The sequence below is a fragment of the Tsukamurella sp. TY48 genome, from assembly GCF_019656655.1.
In the GTDB taxonomy this organism is placed as follows: Bacteria; Actinomycetota; Actinomycetes; order Mycobacteriales; family Mycobacteriaceae; genus Tsukamurella; species Tsukamurella strandjordii.
Genome location: NZ_BPMV01000001.1, coordinates 189,252 through 203,806, shown reverse-complemented (window position 1 = coordinate 203,806; position 14,555 = coordinate 189,252). Strand labels below are relative to the sequence as shown.

At 70.5% G+C, this 14,555-nt stretch carries 14 protein-coding genes and 1 riboswitch; of the genes, 9 read left to right on the top strand and 5 right to left on the bottom strand.

Annotation, left to right across the window (positions count from 1 at the left end; all coding sequences use genetic code 11):
* Nucleotides 1–45: 45 nt before the first annotated feature.
* From def to TTY48_RS00985, 3 genes are read left to right on the top strand one after another with little or no spacing between them, the layout of a single operon-like run.
* Entirely contained in the window at nucleotides 46–588 is a 543-nt protein-coding gene (def, locus tag TTY48_RS00995) for a peptide deformylase (protein ID WP_220655736.1), read from the top strand.
* Nucleotides 588–1,523 (top strand): methionyl-tRNA formyltransferase, encoded by a 936-nt coding sequence (locus TTY48_RS00990; protein WP_220655735.1) that lies wholly within the window; start codon nucleotides 588–590, stop codon nucleotides 1,521–1,523. The genes def and TTY48_RS00990 overlap by 1 nt, the downstream gene beginning before the upstream one ends.
* Nucleotides 1,469–2,878, top strand: coding sequence for an RsmB/NOP family class I SAM-dependent RNA methyltransferase (locus TTY48_RS00985; protein WP_374758697.1), 1,410 nt, complete (start codon nucleotides 1,469–1,471; stop codon nucleotides 2,876–2,878). Before TTY48_RS00990 ends, TTY48_RS00985 begins: the two co-directional genes overlap by 55 nt.
* A gap of 81 nt (nucleotides 2,879–2,959) precedes the next feature.
* On the opposite strand, the gene TTY48_RS00980 is transcribed toward TTY48_RS00985, so the two are convergent.
* Complete coding sequence (locus tag TTY48_RS00980) at nucleotides 2,960–3,883, bottom strand: LGFP repeat-containing protein (RefSeq protein ID WP_220655733.1); 924 nt, start codon at nucleotides 3,881–3,883, stop codon at nucleotides 2,960–2,962.
* A 149-nt stretch (nucleotides 3,884–4,032) separates the two neighbouring features.
* On the opposite strand from TTY48_RS00980, the gene rpe reads away from it, so the two are divergent.
* The 6 genes from rpe (at nucleotide 4,033) to TTY48_RS00950 (ending at nucleotide 8,836) form a co-directional block, all read left to right on the top strand.
* A complete protein-coding gene (rpe, locus tag TTY48_RS00975) occupies nucleotides 4,033–4,710 on the top strand; it encodes a ribulose-phosphate 3-epimerase (RefSeq protein WP_220655732.1) in 678 nt (225 codons plus the stop codon).
* 9 nt (nucleotides 4,711–4,719) lie between these two features.
* A complete protein-coding gene (gene ribD / locus TTY48_RS00970; RefSeq protein ID WP_220655731.1) occupies nucleotides 4,720–5,715 on the top strand; it encodes a bifunctional diaminohydroxyphosphoribosylaminopyrimidine deaminase/5-amino-6-(5-phosphoribosylamino)uracil reductase RibD in 996 nt (331 codons plus the stop codon).
* 75 nt (nucleotides 5,716–5,790) lie between these two features.
* A riboswitch (FMN riboswitch) is annotated at nucleotides 5,791–5,949 on the top strand.
* A gap of 55 nt (nucleotides 5,950–6,004) precedes the next feature.
* Entirely contained in the window at nucleotides 6,005–6,628 is a 624-nt protein-coding gene (locus TTY48_RS00965) for a riboflavin synthase (protein ID WP_220655730.1), read from the top strand.
* A 2-nt stretch (nucleotides 6,629–6,630) separates the two neighbouring features.
* Nucleotides 6,631–7,881 carry a bifunctional 3,4-dihydroxy-2-butanone-4-phosphate synthase/GTP cyclohydrolase II gene (locus TTY48_RS00960; RefSeq protein WP_220655729.1) on the top strand — a complete coding sequence of 417 codons (1,251 nt, stop codon included), beginning with the start codon at nucleotides 6,631–6,633 and terminating at the stop codon, nucleotides 7,879–7,881.
* Complete coding sequence (ribH, locus tag TTY48_RS00955) at nucleotides 7,878–8,354, top strand: 6,7-dimethyl-8-ribityllumazine synthase (RefSeq protein ID WP_220655728.1); 477 nt, start codon at nucleotides 7,878–7,880, stop codon at nucleotides 8,352–8,354. Before TTY48_RS00960 ends, ribH begins: the two co-directional genes overlap by 4 nt.
* A 26-nt stretch (nucleotides 8,355–8,380) precedes the next feature.
* Nucleotides 8,381–8,836 (top strand): PH domain-containing protein, encoded by a 456-nt coding sequence (locus tag TTY48_RS00950; protein WP_220655727.1) that lies wholly within the window; start codon nucleotides 8,381–8,383, stop codon nucleotides 8,834–8,836.
* Nucleotide 8,837: 1 nt separating this feature from the next.
* On the opposite strand, the gene TTY48_RS00945 is transcribed toward TTY48_RS00950, so the two are convergent.
* From TTY48_RS00945 to TTY48_RS00930, 4 genes are all read right to left on the bottom strand, one after another.
* The gene (locus TTY48_RS00945) at nucleotides 8,838–10,331 is read right to left on the bottom strand and encodes an aldehyde dehydrogenase family protein (protein WP_220655726.1); all 1,494 of its coding nucleotides are present in this window, start codon (nucleotides 10,329–10,331) and stop codon (nucleotides 8,838–8,840) included.
* A complete protein-coding gene (locus TTY48_RS00940; RefSeq protein WP_220655725.1) occupies nucleotides 10,328–11,908 on the bottom strand; it encodes a GMC family oxidoreductase in 1,581 nt (526 codons plus the stop codon). Before TTY48_RS00940 ends, TTY48_RS00945 begins: the two co-directional genes overlap by 4 nt.
* Nucleotides 11,909–12,010: 102 nt before the next feature.
* Nucleotides 12,011–13,465 carry a peptide MFS transporter gene (locus TTY48_RS00935; protein WP_220655724.1) on the bottom strand — a complete coding sequence of 485 codons (1,455 nt, stop codon included), beginning with the start codon at nucleotides 13,463–13,465 and terminating at the stop codon, nucleotides 12,011–12,013.
* 37 nt (nucleotides 13,466–13,502) lie between these two features.
* Nucleotides 13,503–14,513, bottom strand: coding sequence for a hypothetical protein (locus TTY48_RS00930; RefSeq protein WP_220655723.1), 1,011 nt, complete (start codon nucleotides 14,511–14,513; stop codon nucleotides 13,503–13,505).
* Nucleotides 14,514–14,555 lie beyond the last annotated feature (42 nt).

Below are 14,555 nucleotides of genomic sequence, written 5' to 3'. Positions count from 1 at the left end.
GCGGACCGGGGGCGGGGCGCGGCGTCGAGGCTGGATAATGGAGGAATGAGCGTTCTACCCATCCGCATCTATCCCGACCCGGTGCTGCGCACCCGCGCGGACGAGGTGACGGTCTTCGACGACGACCTCGCGCGCTTCGTCGAGGACATGATCGACACCATGCACCATCACAACGGAGCGGGCCTGGCGGCGCCCCAGGTGGGCGTGAGCAAGCGCGTCTTCGTGTTCGGTTGCGGCGGCCGCGAGGGCCACATCATCAACCCGGTGTGGCGGGCCGTCGGCGAGGAGACGCAGACCGGCCCCGAGGGCTGCCTGTCGATCCCGGAGATCCTCGAGCCCTGTACGCGGCACCTGAACGTGATCGCCGAGGGCGTCGACGTGCACGGCGAGCCGATCACGATCGAGGGCACCGAGATCCTGGCCCGGTGCATCCAGCACGAGACAGACCACCTCGACGGGGTGCTCTTCCTGTCCCGGCTCGAGCCGGAGGACCGCAAGCGCGCGATGAAGGCGATCCGCACCGCGCCCTGGTTCACCGACCCCGCCACCACGCTCGGCGAGGGCGCCGCCATCGGCGGACGCTCCTGATGCGGCTGCTGTTCGCGGGAACCCCCGAGCCGGCGGTCCCGGCACTGCGTGCGCTCCTCGACTCCGAGCACGAGGTCGTGGGTGTGCTCACCCGTCCCGATGCGCGATCGGGCCGCGGGCGCGGCGTCCGTCGTTCCCCGGTGGGGCAGGTCGCCGACGAGGCGGGGATCCCCGTCCTCACGCCCGCCACCCTGCGCGCCCCCGAGGCGAGGGACGCCATCGTCGCTCTGGCACCGGACTGCTGCCCGGTGGTGGCCTACGGCGGCATGATCCCGCCCGACCTGCTGGACGTGCCCGTCCACGGCTGGATCAACCTGCACTTCTCGCTGCTCCCGGCGTGGCGCGGAGCCGCGCCCGTCCAGGCCTCCCTCGAGGCCGGGGACGAGCTCACCGGCGCATCCACCTTCCGCATCGAGGAGGGGCTCGACACCGGTCCGGTGTTCGGTGTCCTCACCGAGCGCATCCGGCCCGACGACACGGCGACGGTGCTGCTCGCCCGCCTCGCCGAGCACGGCGCCGAGCTGCTGCGCCGCACCGTCGACGGGGTCGAGGCCGGAGCGGTGTCCGCGGTCCCGCAGGCGACCGACGGCGTCACGCACGCCCCCAAGGTCACCGTCGAGGGCGCCCGGGTCCGATTCGACCTGCCCGCCGGCGCCGTGGACCGGCACATCCGTGCCATGACCGACGCCCCGGGGGCGTGGGTCCAGCACGGCGATGCGCGGCTCAAGCTGGGGCCGGTCACCGTCGAGGTCGACGGTGAGCCGCTCGCCCCCGGCGAGCTCCGCGTCACCAAGCGGGAGGTGTTCGCGGGCACCGCGACCGCACCGGTCCGGCTGGGCACCGTGCAGCCGCCCGGCAAGAAGCCCATGCCCGCAGCCGACTGGGCGCGCGGCGCCCGCCTGGAGAGCGGCCTCGTGATCGGAGTGGACCAGTGACGGACCCCGCGCGCAAAGCCGCGCTCGAGACCTTGGCCGCCGTCCGGGAGCGCGGTGCCTACGCGAACCTGGTGCTGCCCGGATTGTTGCGTTCCGCGCGCCTGAAGGGGCGCGATGCCGCGTTCGCGACGGAGCTCACGTACGGCGCGTGCCGCGCGCAGGGGCTCCTGGACGCGGTGATCGAGGACGCCTCGGGCCGGACCGTCGACGAGATCGACGGTCCGGTCCTGGATGCGCTGCGCCTCGGCGTCTATCAGCTGCTGCGGACCCGCGTGGGTGCCCACGCGGCCGTCGACGAGACCGTCGAAGCCGTGAAGGCCTCGTCCGGTCGCGGCGCCGGCGGATTCGCGAACGCGGTGCTGCGCAAGGTGTCCAAGGCCGACGAGGACGCCTGGGTCGCCAAGCTCGCGCCGTCGGCCGCCGAGGATCTCGTCGGGCACCTCGCGGTGCAGTACGCCCATCCCCGGTGGATCGCGGATGCGTTCTGGGACTCACTTCGCGCCAACGGTATCCGTTCGATGGGGCAGCTCCAGGCCCTGCTCGCCGACGACGACGCCCGCCCACCGGTGCATCTAGTGGCACGGCCGGGGGAGATCTCGGCCGAGGAGCTCGCGCTCATCGTGGGCGGCGAGACGGGTCGGCTCTCGCCCTACGCGGTGTATCTGCCCGGCGGCGATCCCGGTGCGCTGGAACCGGTCCGGGACGGGCTGGCCGGTGTGCAGGACGAGGGCAGCCAGCTGATCGCACGGGCGCTCGCGGTGGCGCCGCTCGAGGGCGAGGACGGCGGACGGTGGCTCGACCTGTGCGCGGGGCCGGGCGGCAAGGCCGCACTGCTCGGCTCGCTCGCCTCGATCGACGGGGCGCGGGTCGATGCGATCGAGCCCGCGGAGCACCGGGCGGAGCTGGTCCGCAAGACGACCAAGGGGCTTCCGGTGGACGTCCACGTGACCGATGGGCGCGCGTCCGGGCTGGAGCCGGGATACGACCGCGTGCTCGTGGACGCGCCCTGTTCCGGGCTGGGGGCGCTGCGCCGGCGACCCGAGGCCCGGTGGCGCAAGCAACCGGACGATGTCGCGCAGCTGACCGTGCTGCAACGCGAACTGCTCACCGCCGCGGCCGAACTCACGCGCCCGGGTGGCGTGGTGCTGTACGCGACGTGTTCGCCGCACGTCGCGGAGACCCTCGACGTGGTCACCGACGAGAAGCTGCTGGCCGCAGCCGGGCTGGAACCGATCGACACCCGCCCGCTCGTCCCTGAGACCGACCTGCCGCTGGGCGACGGGCCGCACGTGCAGCTGTGGCCGCACCTGCACGGCACCGATGCGATGTTCTTCCAGGCCTTCCGCAAGTCCTGAATCGATTGAACACCGTTACGGAGGAAGCCGACCTGCGGTTTCGTTCTCCGTAACGGTGTTCAATCGGCAGATGGGGCGGGGTCAGGCCTTGAGGACGCCGCCCTTGGTGAACTCCTGGGTCAGCGCGCCGCCGGCACCGGGCTTGGCCGGGCCCTTCGGGTAGCCGACGCCGAAGGCGCCGCCGCCCTTGACCCACTGCTCCTTGATCTTCCCGGAGACCACCTGGGCACCGCCCTCGGGCGACCAGACGATCGAGCCCTTCTCGAAATCGTTGTACGCACCGGCGATCGACCCCGGCGTCGCGCCACCCACACTGAGCTCACTCATCAGGGGGTAGCCCAGCTTGCCGGCGGGGCCGCCCTCCTTGATGTAGGCGTCGCGGATCGCGCCGACCACGCCGGCGGCCTTGCCGTTGGCGACCTTCGGGTTCCAGTAGATGGCGCCGTTGGCGAACTCCTGGACCTTGCCGCCGCCGGGGACGTCCTTCTCGACGCCGAGCGGCTGACCGTACTTCTTCTGGCCGCCGTCCTTGGTGAAGGCCTCGTTGATCGCGCCGGTCACCGGGAACTTCAGCGGCTCGTCGGGCGTGCTCGGGGTGGTCGCGGTGGCGGTCTGTCCGGCGAGGACCTGCGCGATCAGCTTCTGCGCGTTGGGATCACTGCCGAACATCTTCACCAGCGTCGCCACGTCGGTGGTCGGGAGCTGTCCGGTGGCCAGGATCTGCTGCACCCCGGGGATCTTGGTGAGCTCGGCCAGCGCCGGCTGCGCGCTCGCCGGGATCGCATTCGCGGTCGACACCAGACCCGGGGCGGTGCCGGGTGCGGCGGCCGCGGGAACGGCGGGTGCGGCGGGAGCGGCAGCGGGGGCCGCAGGTGCGGCGGGGGCCGCGGCGACGGGGACCGCCGGGACCGGCGGGGCGGTGGGCTCGGCGAGGGCGGGGCCCGCGGCGATGACCGTGGCCGCCGCCATCGCGGTGATGGTGGCGAAGGTGCGTGCGATCCGCATGACGACCTCTCAACAATCGACGGCACGGGCGTTACCCGTGTGACTAATGTTGCTGATGTTACTAAAGTGGCGTTGTTAGATCAATGTGTCGCCCATCGCGCGTCGGACGGGCGGGAGTCCGGCCGCCCGCGGGCCATAGAATGCGACGCATGTCTTCGCCGATGATCGCGCCGTCCATCCTGTCCGCCGACTTCGCCCGATTGGGCGCCGAGGTGGACGCCGTCGGCGGCCCCGAGGGTGCGGACTGGGTGCACGTGGACGTCATGGACAACCACTTCGTGCCGAACCTGACCCTCGGACTCCCGGTGGTGCAGAGCCTGCTCAAGGCCACCACCATCCCGATGGACTGCCACCTGATGATCGACGATCCGGGTCGCTGGGCGCCGCCCTACGCCGAGGCGGGCGCGTACAACGTGACCTTCCACGCCGAGGCCACCGACGATCCGATCGCCGTGGCCAAGGACATTCGCGCCGCCGGCGCCAAGGCGGGCCTCGCGATCAAGCCGGGGACCGACTTCGATCCCTACATCGAGATCCTCAAGGAGTTCGACACACTGCTCGTCATGAGCGTGGAGCCGGGATTCGGCGGCCAGTCCTTCATCGCCGACGTGCTCGACAAGGCGCGCGCCGCCCGCCGGCTCGTCGATTCCGGCGAGCTGAAGCTCCTGGTCGAGATCGATGGCGGCATCAACGCCGACACCATCGAGCAGGCCGCCGCGGCCGGTGTCGACTGCTTCGTGGCCGGTTCCGCCGTCTACAACGCGGCCGACCCCGCTGAGGCCGTGCGCAAGCTGCGCGCGCAGGCCGCGGCGACACCGCGGGCGTAGCGGCGCCCCGTGACTCCGGTCGACCTGGACACCGCGCTCGCGCTCGCCGTCGAGGAATCGGTGGCCTCGCGCGGCGTGAGCACGCCGAACCCGCCGGTCGGTGCCGTGATCCTGGCGGCGGACGGCGCCGTCGCCGGACGGGGCCGCACCGCCCCTGCGGGTGGGCCGCACGCCGAGGTGGTCGCCCTTGCGGAGGCGGGGGACGCCGCGCGCGGCGGCACCGCCGTGGTCACCCTCGAACCCTGCGATCACACCGGCCGGACCGGCCCGTGCACGCAGGCCCTGCTCGCCGCGGGCGTCGCCCGCGTGGCCTACGCCGCCGCCGACCCCAACCCGGACGCTGCCGGGGGAGCGCAGACCCTCCGCGCCGCCGGTGTCGAGGTGATCCACCTCGACACGGAGCCCTGGCCGCTCACCGAATGGCTGTTCCGCCAGCGCCACGGGCGACCGATGGTCACCGTCAAGCTCGCCGCCACCGTCGACGGCCGGATCGCGGCTCCGGACGGCACGAGTCGGTGGATCACCGGCCCGCTCGCGCGCGAGCGCGTGCACGCCGAACGCGCCGGATTGGACGCGATCATCGTGGGTACCGGCACAGTGCTCGCCGACGATCCCGCGCTCACCGCGCGCCGCCCCGACGGCTCGCTGTATCCGCATCAGCCCGCCCGCATCGTCGTCGGCGATCGTGAAATCCCTTCCGGAGCACGCATCTTCGACGCGCCCGGCGACGTGGTTCACGTGCACGGTCACGATCCGCACGCGGCGCTGGATGCGGTGGCCGACGCCGCGCACGTCCAGGTGGAGGGCGGCTCCACCGTGATCGGCGCCTTCCTCGCCGCGGGTCTCGTGGACCGAGTGCAGGCCTACATCGCCCCGGTCCTGCTCGGCGCCGGACTGTCCGCGCTCACCGTCCCCGCCATCGGCACCCTCGACGACGCGCTGCGGCTGCGGCTGCACGCCGTCGAGCGCATCGGCGACGACGTCCTGCTCACACTGCTGCGCTGACCTGGGACCCTTCCCTTTCGTGCGCCGTGAACCCAACACTTGGGGTGGCGATGAACGAGTGCTACCGTCGAAAGCGGAAGTTCTCAGGGCGGGGTGCAATTCCCCACCGGCGGTAATCGCGACCGGACAGTTCCGGTCGCCGAGCCCGCGAGCGCCCCACCGTGAGGTGGGGGTCAGCAGATTCCGGTGCGATTCCGGAGCCGACGGTCATAGTCCGGATGAAAGAGAACTACGCGGGCCGTTCCCGCGTTTTTCGTGCCGCCCTGGGCCGAAGTGGCAGGAGCGGCGGATGTTCACCGGCATCGTCGAAGAACTGGGCGTGATCACCGCCCGCGACGACCTCCCCGACGCAGCCCGATTCACGGTGCGTGGCGACCTCGTGACCTCCGACGCCAAACACGGCGATTCGATCGCCGTCAACGGCGTGTGCCTCACCGTGGTCACGGTGGCCGACGGTGCGTTCACCGCCGATGTCATGGAGGAATCGCTGCGCCGCAGCTCGCTGAGCAAGCTGGGCCCCGGCGACCGGGTAAACCTCGAACGCGCCGCCGCCGTGAACTCGCGGCTCGGCGGCCACATCGTGCAGGGCCACGTCGACGGCACCGGCCACGTGATCAGCCTCTCCCCGTCCGAGCACTGGACCGTGGTGCGCCTCGCGCTGCCCACGTCCCTGGCGCGGTACGTGGTCGAGAAGGGCTCCATCACCATCGACGGCGTCTCGCTCACCGTCTCCGCGCTCGGCCGGGGCGTGCCCGGCGACGACGCGCAGCACTGGTTCGAGGTCTCCCTGATCCCCACCACGCTGGACCTCACCAACCTCGGCGGGGCCGAACCGGGCACCGTCGTCAACCTCGAAGTGGACATCGTCGCGAAGTACGTCGAGCGTCTCGTGACGCTCAAGGAGGAGAAGTAACCATGGCCAGGTTGGATTCCATCGAACGCGCCATCGCCGACATCGCCGCGGGCAAGGCGGTCGTCGTGGTCGACGACGAGGACCGCGAGAACGAGGGCGACCTCATCTTCGCCGCTGAGAAGGCGACGCCCGAGCTGGTGGCCTTCATGGTGCGCTACACCTCGGGCTACCTCTGCGTGCCGCTCGACGGCGCCACCTGCGACAAGCTCGGCCTGCCGCCGATGTACGCCACCAACCAGGACAAGCACGGCACCGCCTACACCGTGACCGTGGACGCCAAGGCGGGCGTGGGCACCGGCATCTCGGCGGCCGATCGCGCCACCACCATGCTCAAGCTGGCCGACCCGAGCTCCACGGTCGACGACTTCACCCGCCCCGGCCACGTGGTGCCCTTGCGCGCCAAGGAGGGCGGCGTGCTGCGCCGCCCCGGCCACACCGAGGCCGCCGTCGACCTGGCCACGATGGCCGGGCTCGCCCCCGCCGGCGTCATCTGCGAGATCGTCTCGGAGAAGGACCCGGGCGGCATGGCGCAGACCGACGAGCTGCGGGTGTTCGCCGACGAGCACGACCTCGCCCTGATCTCGATCGCCGATCTCATCGCGTGGCGGCGCAAGCACGAGAAGCACGTCGTGCAGGTGGCGTCCGCCCGGATCCCGACGGCGCACGGCGACTTCCAGGCCGTTGGCTACACCTCGATCCACGACGACGTCGAGCACGTCGCGCTGGTCAAGGGCGACATCACCTCCGACGGCGGCGCCGATGTGCTGGTGCGCGTGCACAGCGAGTGCCTGACCGGCGACGTCTTCGGCTCGCTGCGCTGCGACTGCGGACCGCAGCTGGACGCCGCGATGGAGATGGTGGCGCAGGAGGGTCGCGGCGTGGTGCTGTACATGCGCGGCCACGAGGGCCGCGGCATCGGCCTGATGCACAAGCTGCAGGCCTACCAGCTGCAGGACGGCGGCGCCGACACCGTGGACGCGAACCTGCAGCTCGGGCTGCCCGCGGACGCTCGCGACTACGGGCTGGGCGCACAGATCCTCGTGGATCTCGGCATCACCTCGATGCGGCTGCTGACCAACAACCCGGCCAAGCGGGTGGGGCTGGACGGCTACGGCCTGCAGATCACCGAGCGGGTCCCCATGCCGTTGCGGGCGAACGCGGAGAACATCCACTACCTGCGCACCAAGCGTGACCGGATGGGTCACGACATGCGCGACCTCGACCACTTCGATCACCAGGGAGGTACCGCGTGAGCGGCGCTGGCATCCCGGACATCACCCTCGACGGTGCGCAGGACCTCAAGCTCGCGATCGTCGCCTCGCGCTGGCACGACACCGTGTGCGAGGCCCTGCTCGCCGGTGCCCGGCGCACCGCCGAGGCCGCGGGCGTCCGGCAGATCACCGTGGAGCGGGTGGCCGGGGCCGTCGAGCTGCCCGTCGTGGCGCAGGAGCTGACCAAGACCCACGACGCCGTGGTGGCGCTCGGCGTGGTCATCAGGGGCGGTACCCCGCACTTCGAGTACGTCTGCGACGCGCTCACCGCGGGCCTGCTGCGGGTCTCGCTCGACGCCGGCGTGCCCGTGGGCAACGGCGTGCTCACCACGAACACCGAGGCCGAGGCCCTCGACCGCGCGGGCCTGCCCGATTCGGCCGAGGACAAGGGCGAACAGGCCGCCTCCGCGGCCCTCGACACCGCCCTCACCCTGCGCAGGCTGCGGTCCGCGTAGCCCGATTCCGTAGAATCGGACGCGTGATGACCGACGCGACCACGCAGCCCACGTTCGAGGCGCGCCCCCGCAAGATCAAGGTGTACGCCTGGACGATCGCGATCGTGCTGATCATCGGGCACGGCACCGTCGGTCTGCTGCTCACCACGGGCGGGGACACGGGGCCGCTGTTCCGGCCCGACGACAAGGTGGGCATGGCGCTGATCGGCCTCATCCTGGCCGGAGGCGCGTTGCTGTTCACGCGGCCGCGGCTGCGGATCGGTCCCGACGGGGTGTCCGTGCGGAACCTGCTCAACGACAACACCTACCCGTGGGACGTGGTGCAGGGCATCAGCTTCCCGCCGGGGTCGGCGTTCGCCCGCGTCGAGCTGCCGCAGGACGAGTTCGTCGCCATCTGGGCGATCCAGGCCCGTGACGGCGAGTACGCGGTGCAGTCGAGCGCCCGCGCCCGCGAACTCGTCGATCACTACAAGGGCCGCTGACCTACTTCTTCTCGATCGTGCCCTGCCGGCCGTGCAGCAGCGTCACGATCTGCGCGAGCTGCCCCTCCTGCGCCTTCGTGCGCGCGAAGCTGGTCAGGTTGAGCAGAGGCGTGAAGCGCTTGCGCGCGATGCCCTTGGCGTAGCTGAACTCGCGGAGGCCGTCGGCGCCGTGGATGCGGCCGAACCCCGAGTCGCCGACGCCGCCGAAGGGCAGGTTCGGCACGCCGGCGAAGGTGATGATGCCGTTCACCGACGCCATGCCCGAGCGGATCCTGTCGGCCAACTCCATGCCGCGGGCCTTGGAGAAGACCGTCGCGGCCAGGCCGTAGCGGGTGGCGTTCGCCTTCTCGACGGCCTCGTCCATGGTGTCGACCTTGGCGACCGTCACCGTGGGGCCGAAGGTCTCCTCGGTCACGGCGAGGGAATCCTCCGGGACGTCCACGAGCACCGTCGGCTGCACGAACCGCTCGCCGACCGCGTCCGCGCCACCGACGAGCGCGCGGCCACCGCGGGCCAGAGCGTCGTCGATGTGCGATTTGATGATCGGCAGCTGGCTCGGCATCGTGATCGGGCCGATCTTGGAGTCCTCCGAGGCGTTCGCCGTGACCTCGCGGGCCTTCGCGACCAGCTTCTCCAGGAACGGGTCGTAGACGTCCTTGTGCACGTAGACGCGTTCGACACCCACGCAGGTCTGGCCGGCGTTGGCGAAGGCGCCCCACGCCGCGGCGTCGGCCGCGGCGTCGAGATCGGCGTCCCGGTCCACCAGGAAGGCGTCCTTGCCGCCGGCCTCGATGACCACGGGCGTGAGGGTCTCGGCGCACGCGGCCATGACCTTCTTGCCGGTGTTCGTGGAACCGGTGAAGGCCAGCTTGTTCACGCCCGAGGTGCACAGCGCGTTGCCGGTCTCGCCGAAGCCGGTCACGGTCTGCAGGACCGGACGGCCCACGGCCTCCTCGAAGGTGCGGGCGAGCCACACCCCGACACCGGGGGTGTACTCGGAGGGCTTGAAGACGACGGCGTTGCCCGCGGCCAGCGCGTAGGCGATCGAGCCCATCGGGGTGAAGACGGGGTAGTTCCACGGTCCGATCACGCCGACCACACCGAGCGGGTGGTAGCGCACCGTCGCCGCTTGGTTCGCCATCACCAGGCCCGACGACACCCGCTTGGGGCCGAGGACCTTCTTGGCGTGCGAGGCGGCGTAGCCCAGGTGATCGATGCCGAGGGCGGCCTCCAGCAGCGCGTCGCCGTGCGGCTTACCGGTCTCGTCGTGGACGATCTGGGCGAGCTGGTTGATCCGGCGGGTGATCACGCCCTTCCACTTGTTGAGCTGGTGCTTGCGGCCCTCGAAACCCAGCTCCTGCCACCAGTCGGCCTGTTCCCGGGCGCGGGCGACCACCGCATGCACGTGATCGGGGGAGTGGACGGGGTAACTCGCCACCACGTCGCCGGTGCGTGGGTTGAGGGAATCGAAGGTCTTGGTCTCTGCTGCGGTCATGCTGACTTCCTGATCTCGTCGGCCGCCTTCTCGGCGATCATGATGGTGGGGGCGTTCGTATTGCCGCGGGTGATCATCGGCATCACCGAGGCATCGACCACACGCAGTCCCTCGGTGCCGCGCACCCGCAGCTGCGGGTCGACCACGGAGTCCTCGCCGGAGCCCATGGCGCAGGTGCCGACGGGGTGGAACAGCGTCTGCGCGTACTGCCTGATGTGTGCGAGATAGTCGTCCTCGGTGGGGGATTCGGGGAGGTGCCAGGGCTTGCCGAGGTGCCGGGCGAGTGGTCCCTGCCGGCACAGTTCGAAGGCGGAGCGCGTGCCCACGAGCATCGCCTCCAGATCTTCCGGGGCCTCGAAGTAGTTCGGCTCGATCGACGGGTGCCAGTCCGGATTCTTCGACCGCAGCCGCAGCCGCCCGCGGCTGGCCACGTTCACCAGCGTCGGACCGCAGACGAATCCGCGCTCGGTGGGTTCGTGCAGCATGTTGTCGTAGAAGCCCGATGCCATCACGTGGTACTGCAGATCGGGCAGGTCCAGATCGTCGCGGGAGCGGAAGAATCCGCCCGCCTCACCCGCGTTGGACGCAAGCGGTCCCGTGCCGCGCACCTTCCAGCGCACCAGGTTTCCGAGCGTCTGCGCCTCCATCAGGTCGGTGCTGCCGTGGGTATCGAAGATCACCGGGACGATCGGGTGATCGTGCAGGTTATCGCCCACGCCGGGGGATGCGACCCGCACGTCGATGCCGTGTTCGGCGAGGTGCTCGGCCGGGCCGATACCCGAGAGCATCAGCAGCTGCGGCGTATTCACCGCACCGCCCGACAGGATGACCTCCTTGCGGGCCCGCGCGGAATGCTCGCCGCCCCCCTGGGCGAAGGTGATCCCGGTGGCCCGGTCACCGTCGAAGTCGATGCGCCGCGCCGTGGCACCCAGCGCCACAGTGAGATTCGGCCGCGTCCGGGCGGGCTCGATGTAGGCCTTATCGGTGGACCAGCGCCGCCCGCCCTTGCAGGTGACCTGGTACAGGCCGGCGCCGTCCTGGCCGGCACCGTTGAAGTCGCCGTTGCGCTCCATGCCGAAGGCCGCCGCGCTGTCCACCCAGTCGTGCACCAGCGGATGGGTGTACACCCGGTCCTCGACGTTGAGCGGCCCCGTCGTCCCGTGGTATCGATCGCCGAGGCTGGTGTTGCCCTCGGCCTTGGTGAAGTACGGCAGCACCTCGTCGTACGACCATCCGGTGGCGCCGTACTCGTTCGCCCAGGCGTCGTAATCGCCGTGGTTGCCCCGGATGTAGATCATCGCGTTCATGGACGAGCACCCACCGAGCGCCTTCATCCGGGGCCAGTAGGTCGTCCGGTCGTCGAGGTGCTTCTGCGGGGTGGTGGTGTAGTTCCAGTCCCACTTCGTCTTGAACAGCGAGGCGAAGGCCAGCGGGATCTGGATCTCGTCCGCATCCGCCTCCCCGCCGGCCTCCAGGAGTAGCACGCTCGTACCGGGATCCTCGGTGAGCCGCGCGGCCATCACGGCCCCCGCGCTGCCCGCTCCCACCACGATGTAGTCGTATTCGTCCGAAGGCACCTGCGCTCCTCGCCTCGTTCAGGTCGTCTGACCCGAACGTACCCGCCCGGACGGGGTCGGTCCGGGCGAATCGGCGAGGTTCTCAGCGCCCCGACGGTGCGGTCAGGCCACGGCGGGCGCGAGGCGCTTGATCAGCGGCGTCAGGGCCACCACGCCCAGGCCGATGGCGATCGCGACGCCGCCCAGGACGATGAAGTAGGGCGCCTCGTTGGTCTCGTCGTAGAACGTGGCCAGCCGGCCGGCGAGGGCGGAGCCGAGGCTGATCGACAGGAAGTTCAGCGCCACCATCTGGGCGGGGAAGGCGTGCGGCGCCAGCTTGGTGGACACGCTCAATCCCACCGGTGAGATGCACAGCTCGGACAGCGCGAAGATCAGCATGATGCCGAGCAGCCCGATCAGCGGCACGGTGTTCGCACCGGGCGGCATCAGCAGGAAGGCCAGGAAGGCGACGCCGATCCCGACGGTGCCGATCGCGAACTTGATCGGCGTGCTGGGCTGGTTCGAACCGAGCTTGGTCCACAGCGCTGCGAAGACCGGCGCGAAGAGCAGCACGTACACCGGGTCGACGGACTGGATCCACGAGGCGGGGAACTCCCAGCCCAGGATGTTCCGGTTCAGGCGGTCGTCGGCGTACACCGCGACGAAGGAGAACAGCTGCTGGAACAGCGCCCAGAACGCCACCTGGGACAGGAACAGCGGGATGAAGGCGAGCACCCCGTTGCGCTCGTCCGGGGTGACCCGGCTGCTGCGGAGCAGGAAGGCGAAGTAGCCGATCGAGATGACGGCAACGGCGATGATCACCGCGTCGACGAGGTTGTCGGCCCGGATCACACCGGTGGCGATGAGGACCGCGACCAGGACGATCGCGGCGACGAGGACACCCGCCACCAACTGGATGTCCCTGGTGGAAGCGGGGTTCGGCACGATGCGGCTGATCCGGGGGAGCATCGTGCGGGTGAGCGCGTACTGCCCGAGGCCGAGCGCCATACCGACCGCGGCCAGGCCGAAGCCCCAGTGGAAGCCCGCCGTGTCCTGCAGATAGCCGGTGAGCAGCGGCCCGATGAAGGCACCCAGGTTGACGCCCATGTAATAGACGGAGAAGCCGGCGTCGCGGCGGGTGTCGCCGGGCTCGTAGAGGTCGCCGACCACCTTGGTGGCATTGCCCTTCACGCCACCGGAGCCGATGGCCACGCACACCAGGCCGACGATCACACCGGACGAGCCGGGGAGCACCGCCAGCGCGATGTGGCCGGCCATCACCAGGATCGCCGAGTAGAACAGCGTGCGCTCGGCGCCGAGCAGGCGATCCGAGACCCACGCGCCGGCGATCGTGGAGAGGTAGACGAAACCGCTGTAGGCACCCACGATGCCGAGCGCGGTGCCCTGGTCGTAGCCGAGGCCGCCGTCGCCGGCCGAGTAGTAGAGGTAGTACGCCAGGATCGCCTGCATCCCGTAGAACGAGAAGCGCTCCCACATCTCGACGCTGAACAGGTTCACCAGGGGCCAGGGGTGCCCGAAGAACCTGGTGTCGTGTTTGTAACCGGGGGTCGTGGTCATCGGAAGATGAAATCACGAACCGGCGGTCGGCGTGTGCTCAGCGGAGCAGGTTGGTGCGTGCGACCTGTTCCCGGAGGAAGTGGAACTGGGTGTCCAGGCTCGCCTGCAGATCGCGGAGTTCGTTGGCGTGCTGCTGGAATCGGCGCGCATCGGCCTCGTTGCCGACGGCATCGCGGTACAGCTGATCGAGCAGCTCGCGGTGCGCGCTGGTGTTGGTCCGGTCGAGCAGCTGCAGATCGTGCAGGAGCCGTTCGACGGGGCGCAGCTCACCCAGGTACTCGGCGAGCGCGGCCACGTGGTCGCGCAACGCGTTCTCGGCCATCCGGGCGGCGGTCGTGTACTCGTCGAGGTGTTCCGCGAGGACCGGGGTCACGGTGGATTCGCCCGACGGTCGCGGTGTGTCGGTGCGCAGCTTCCACACCCGGTAGGCGCGGTGGCTGATGTCCTGCAGCGTGGCGTCGAGATTGATGCGCACCCGGTGCTGGTCGAGGATCGGGTTGTTCCACGCGGGGGAGCGACGGATCTCCTCGGTGAGCAGCACCGCCAGCCCCAGCAGCCGGGTCTCGACCCGGGTGTTCCCCGGTTCCGCTCCCGGGTTGTACGCCGGCACGCGGTCGGCCTGGAAGGGCCACGGGTTCGCCGCCAGACGGGCCCGTTCGCGCTCCTCGAGCCGATGCTTTTGCTGCGCACTGCGCCAGATGTTGAATCCGACCACACCCGCGCAGGCCAGCAGCAGGAAGAGGAAGGCACCGGCCGCCGACGCGGTGACGACACCACCCATGATGAAGACGGCGACGATCAGGGTGACCCAGAGTCCGGTCCGGCGGTTCGGCGGATTCATCGCGCTGCGCTGGAACGATGCCAGGTAGGCCGGGTTGTTGGTGGCGGTGTAGCGCCGGTAGGCGTCGTCGACCGCTGCGGGGCGGATGCCGTCGAGGTAGGACGATGCATCGCGCGCCGCGACCTGTGCCAGCTCGCGACCGACCATCACCGCGTCCGCCGCCGACGTGACGCGGGCGGCGATTTCCTGTGGAACCGTCTCCGCCATCGCAACCCCCTCCTTGTACCTACTGCAAATGTACCGAGACTT

Excerpts from the sequence above, each read along its gene's own strand:
- rpe (WP_220655732.1), top strand. The coding sequence starts at position 4,033 with ATGTCTTCGCCGATGATCGCGCCGTCCATCCTGTCCGCCGACTTCGCC.
- TTY48_RS00990 (WP_220655735.1), top strand. The coding sequence starts at position 588 with ATGCGGCTGCTGTTCGCGGGAACCCCCGAGCCGGCGGTCCCGGCACTG.
- TTY48_RS00980 (WP_220655733.1), bottom strand. The coding sequence starts at position 3,883 with ATGCGGATCGCACGCACCTTCGCCACCATCACCGCGATGGCGGCGGCC.
- TTY48_RS00935 (WP_220655724.1), bottom strand. The coding sequence starts at position 13,465 with ATGACCACGACCCCCGGTTACAAACACGACACCAGGTTCTTCGGGCAC.
- def (WP_220655736.1), top strand. The coding sequence starts at position 46 with ATGAGCGTTCTACCCATCCGCATCTATCCCGACCCGGTGCTGCGCACC.
- TTY48_RS00945 (WP_220655726.1), bottom strand. The coding sequence starts at position 10,331 with ATGACCGCAGCAGAGACCAAGACCTTCGATTCCCTCAACCCACGCACC.
- TTY48_RS00965 (WP_220655730.1), top strand. The coding sequence starts at position 6,005 with ATGTTCACCGGCATCGTCGAAGAACTGGGCGTGATCACCGCCCGCGAC.
- TTY48_RS00960 (WP_220655729.1), top strand. The coding sequence starts at position 6,631 with ATGGCCAGGTTGGATTCCATCGAACGCGCCATCGCCGACATCGCCGCG.
- TTY48_RS00950 (WP_220655727.1), top strand. The coding sequence starts at position 8,381 with ATGACCGACGCGACCACGCAGCCCACGTTCGAGGCGCGCCCCCGCAAG.
- TTY48_RS00930 (WP_220655723.1), bottom strand. The coding sequence starts at position 14,513 with ATGGCGGAGACGGTTCCACAGGAAATCGCCGCCCGCGTCACGTCGGCG.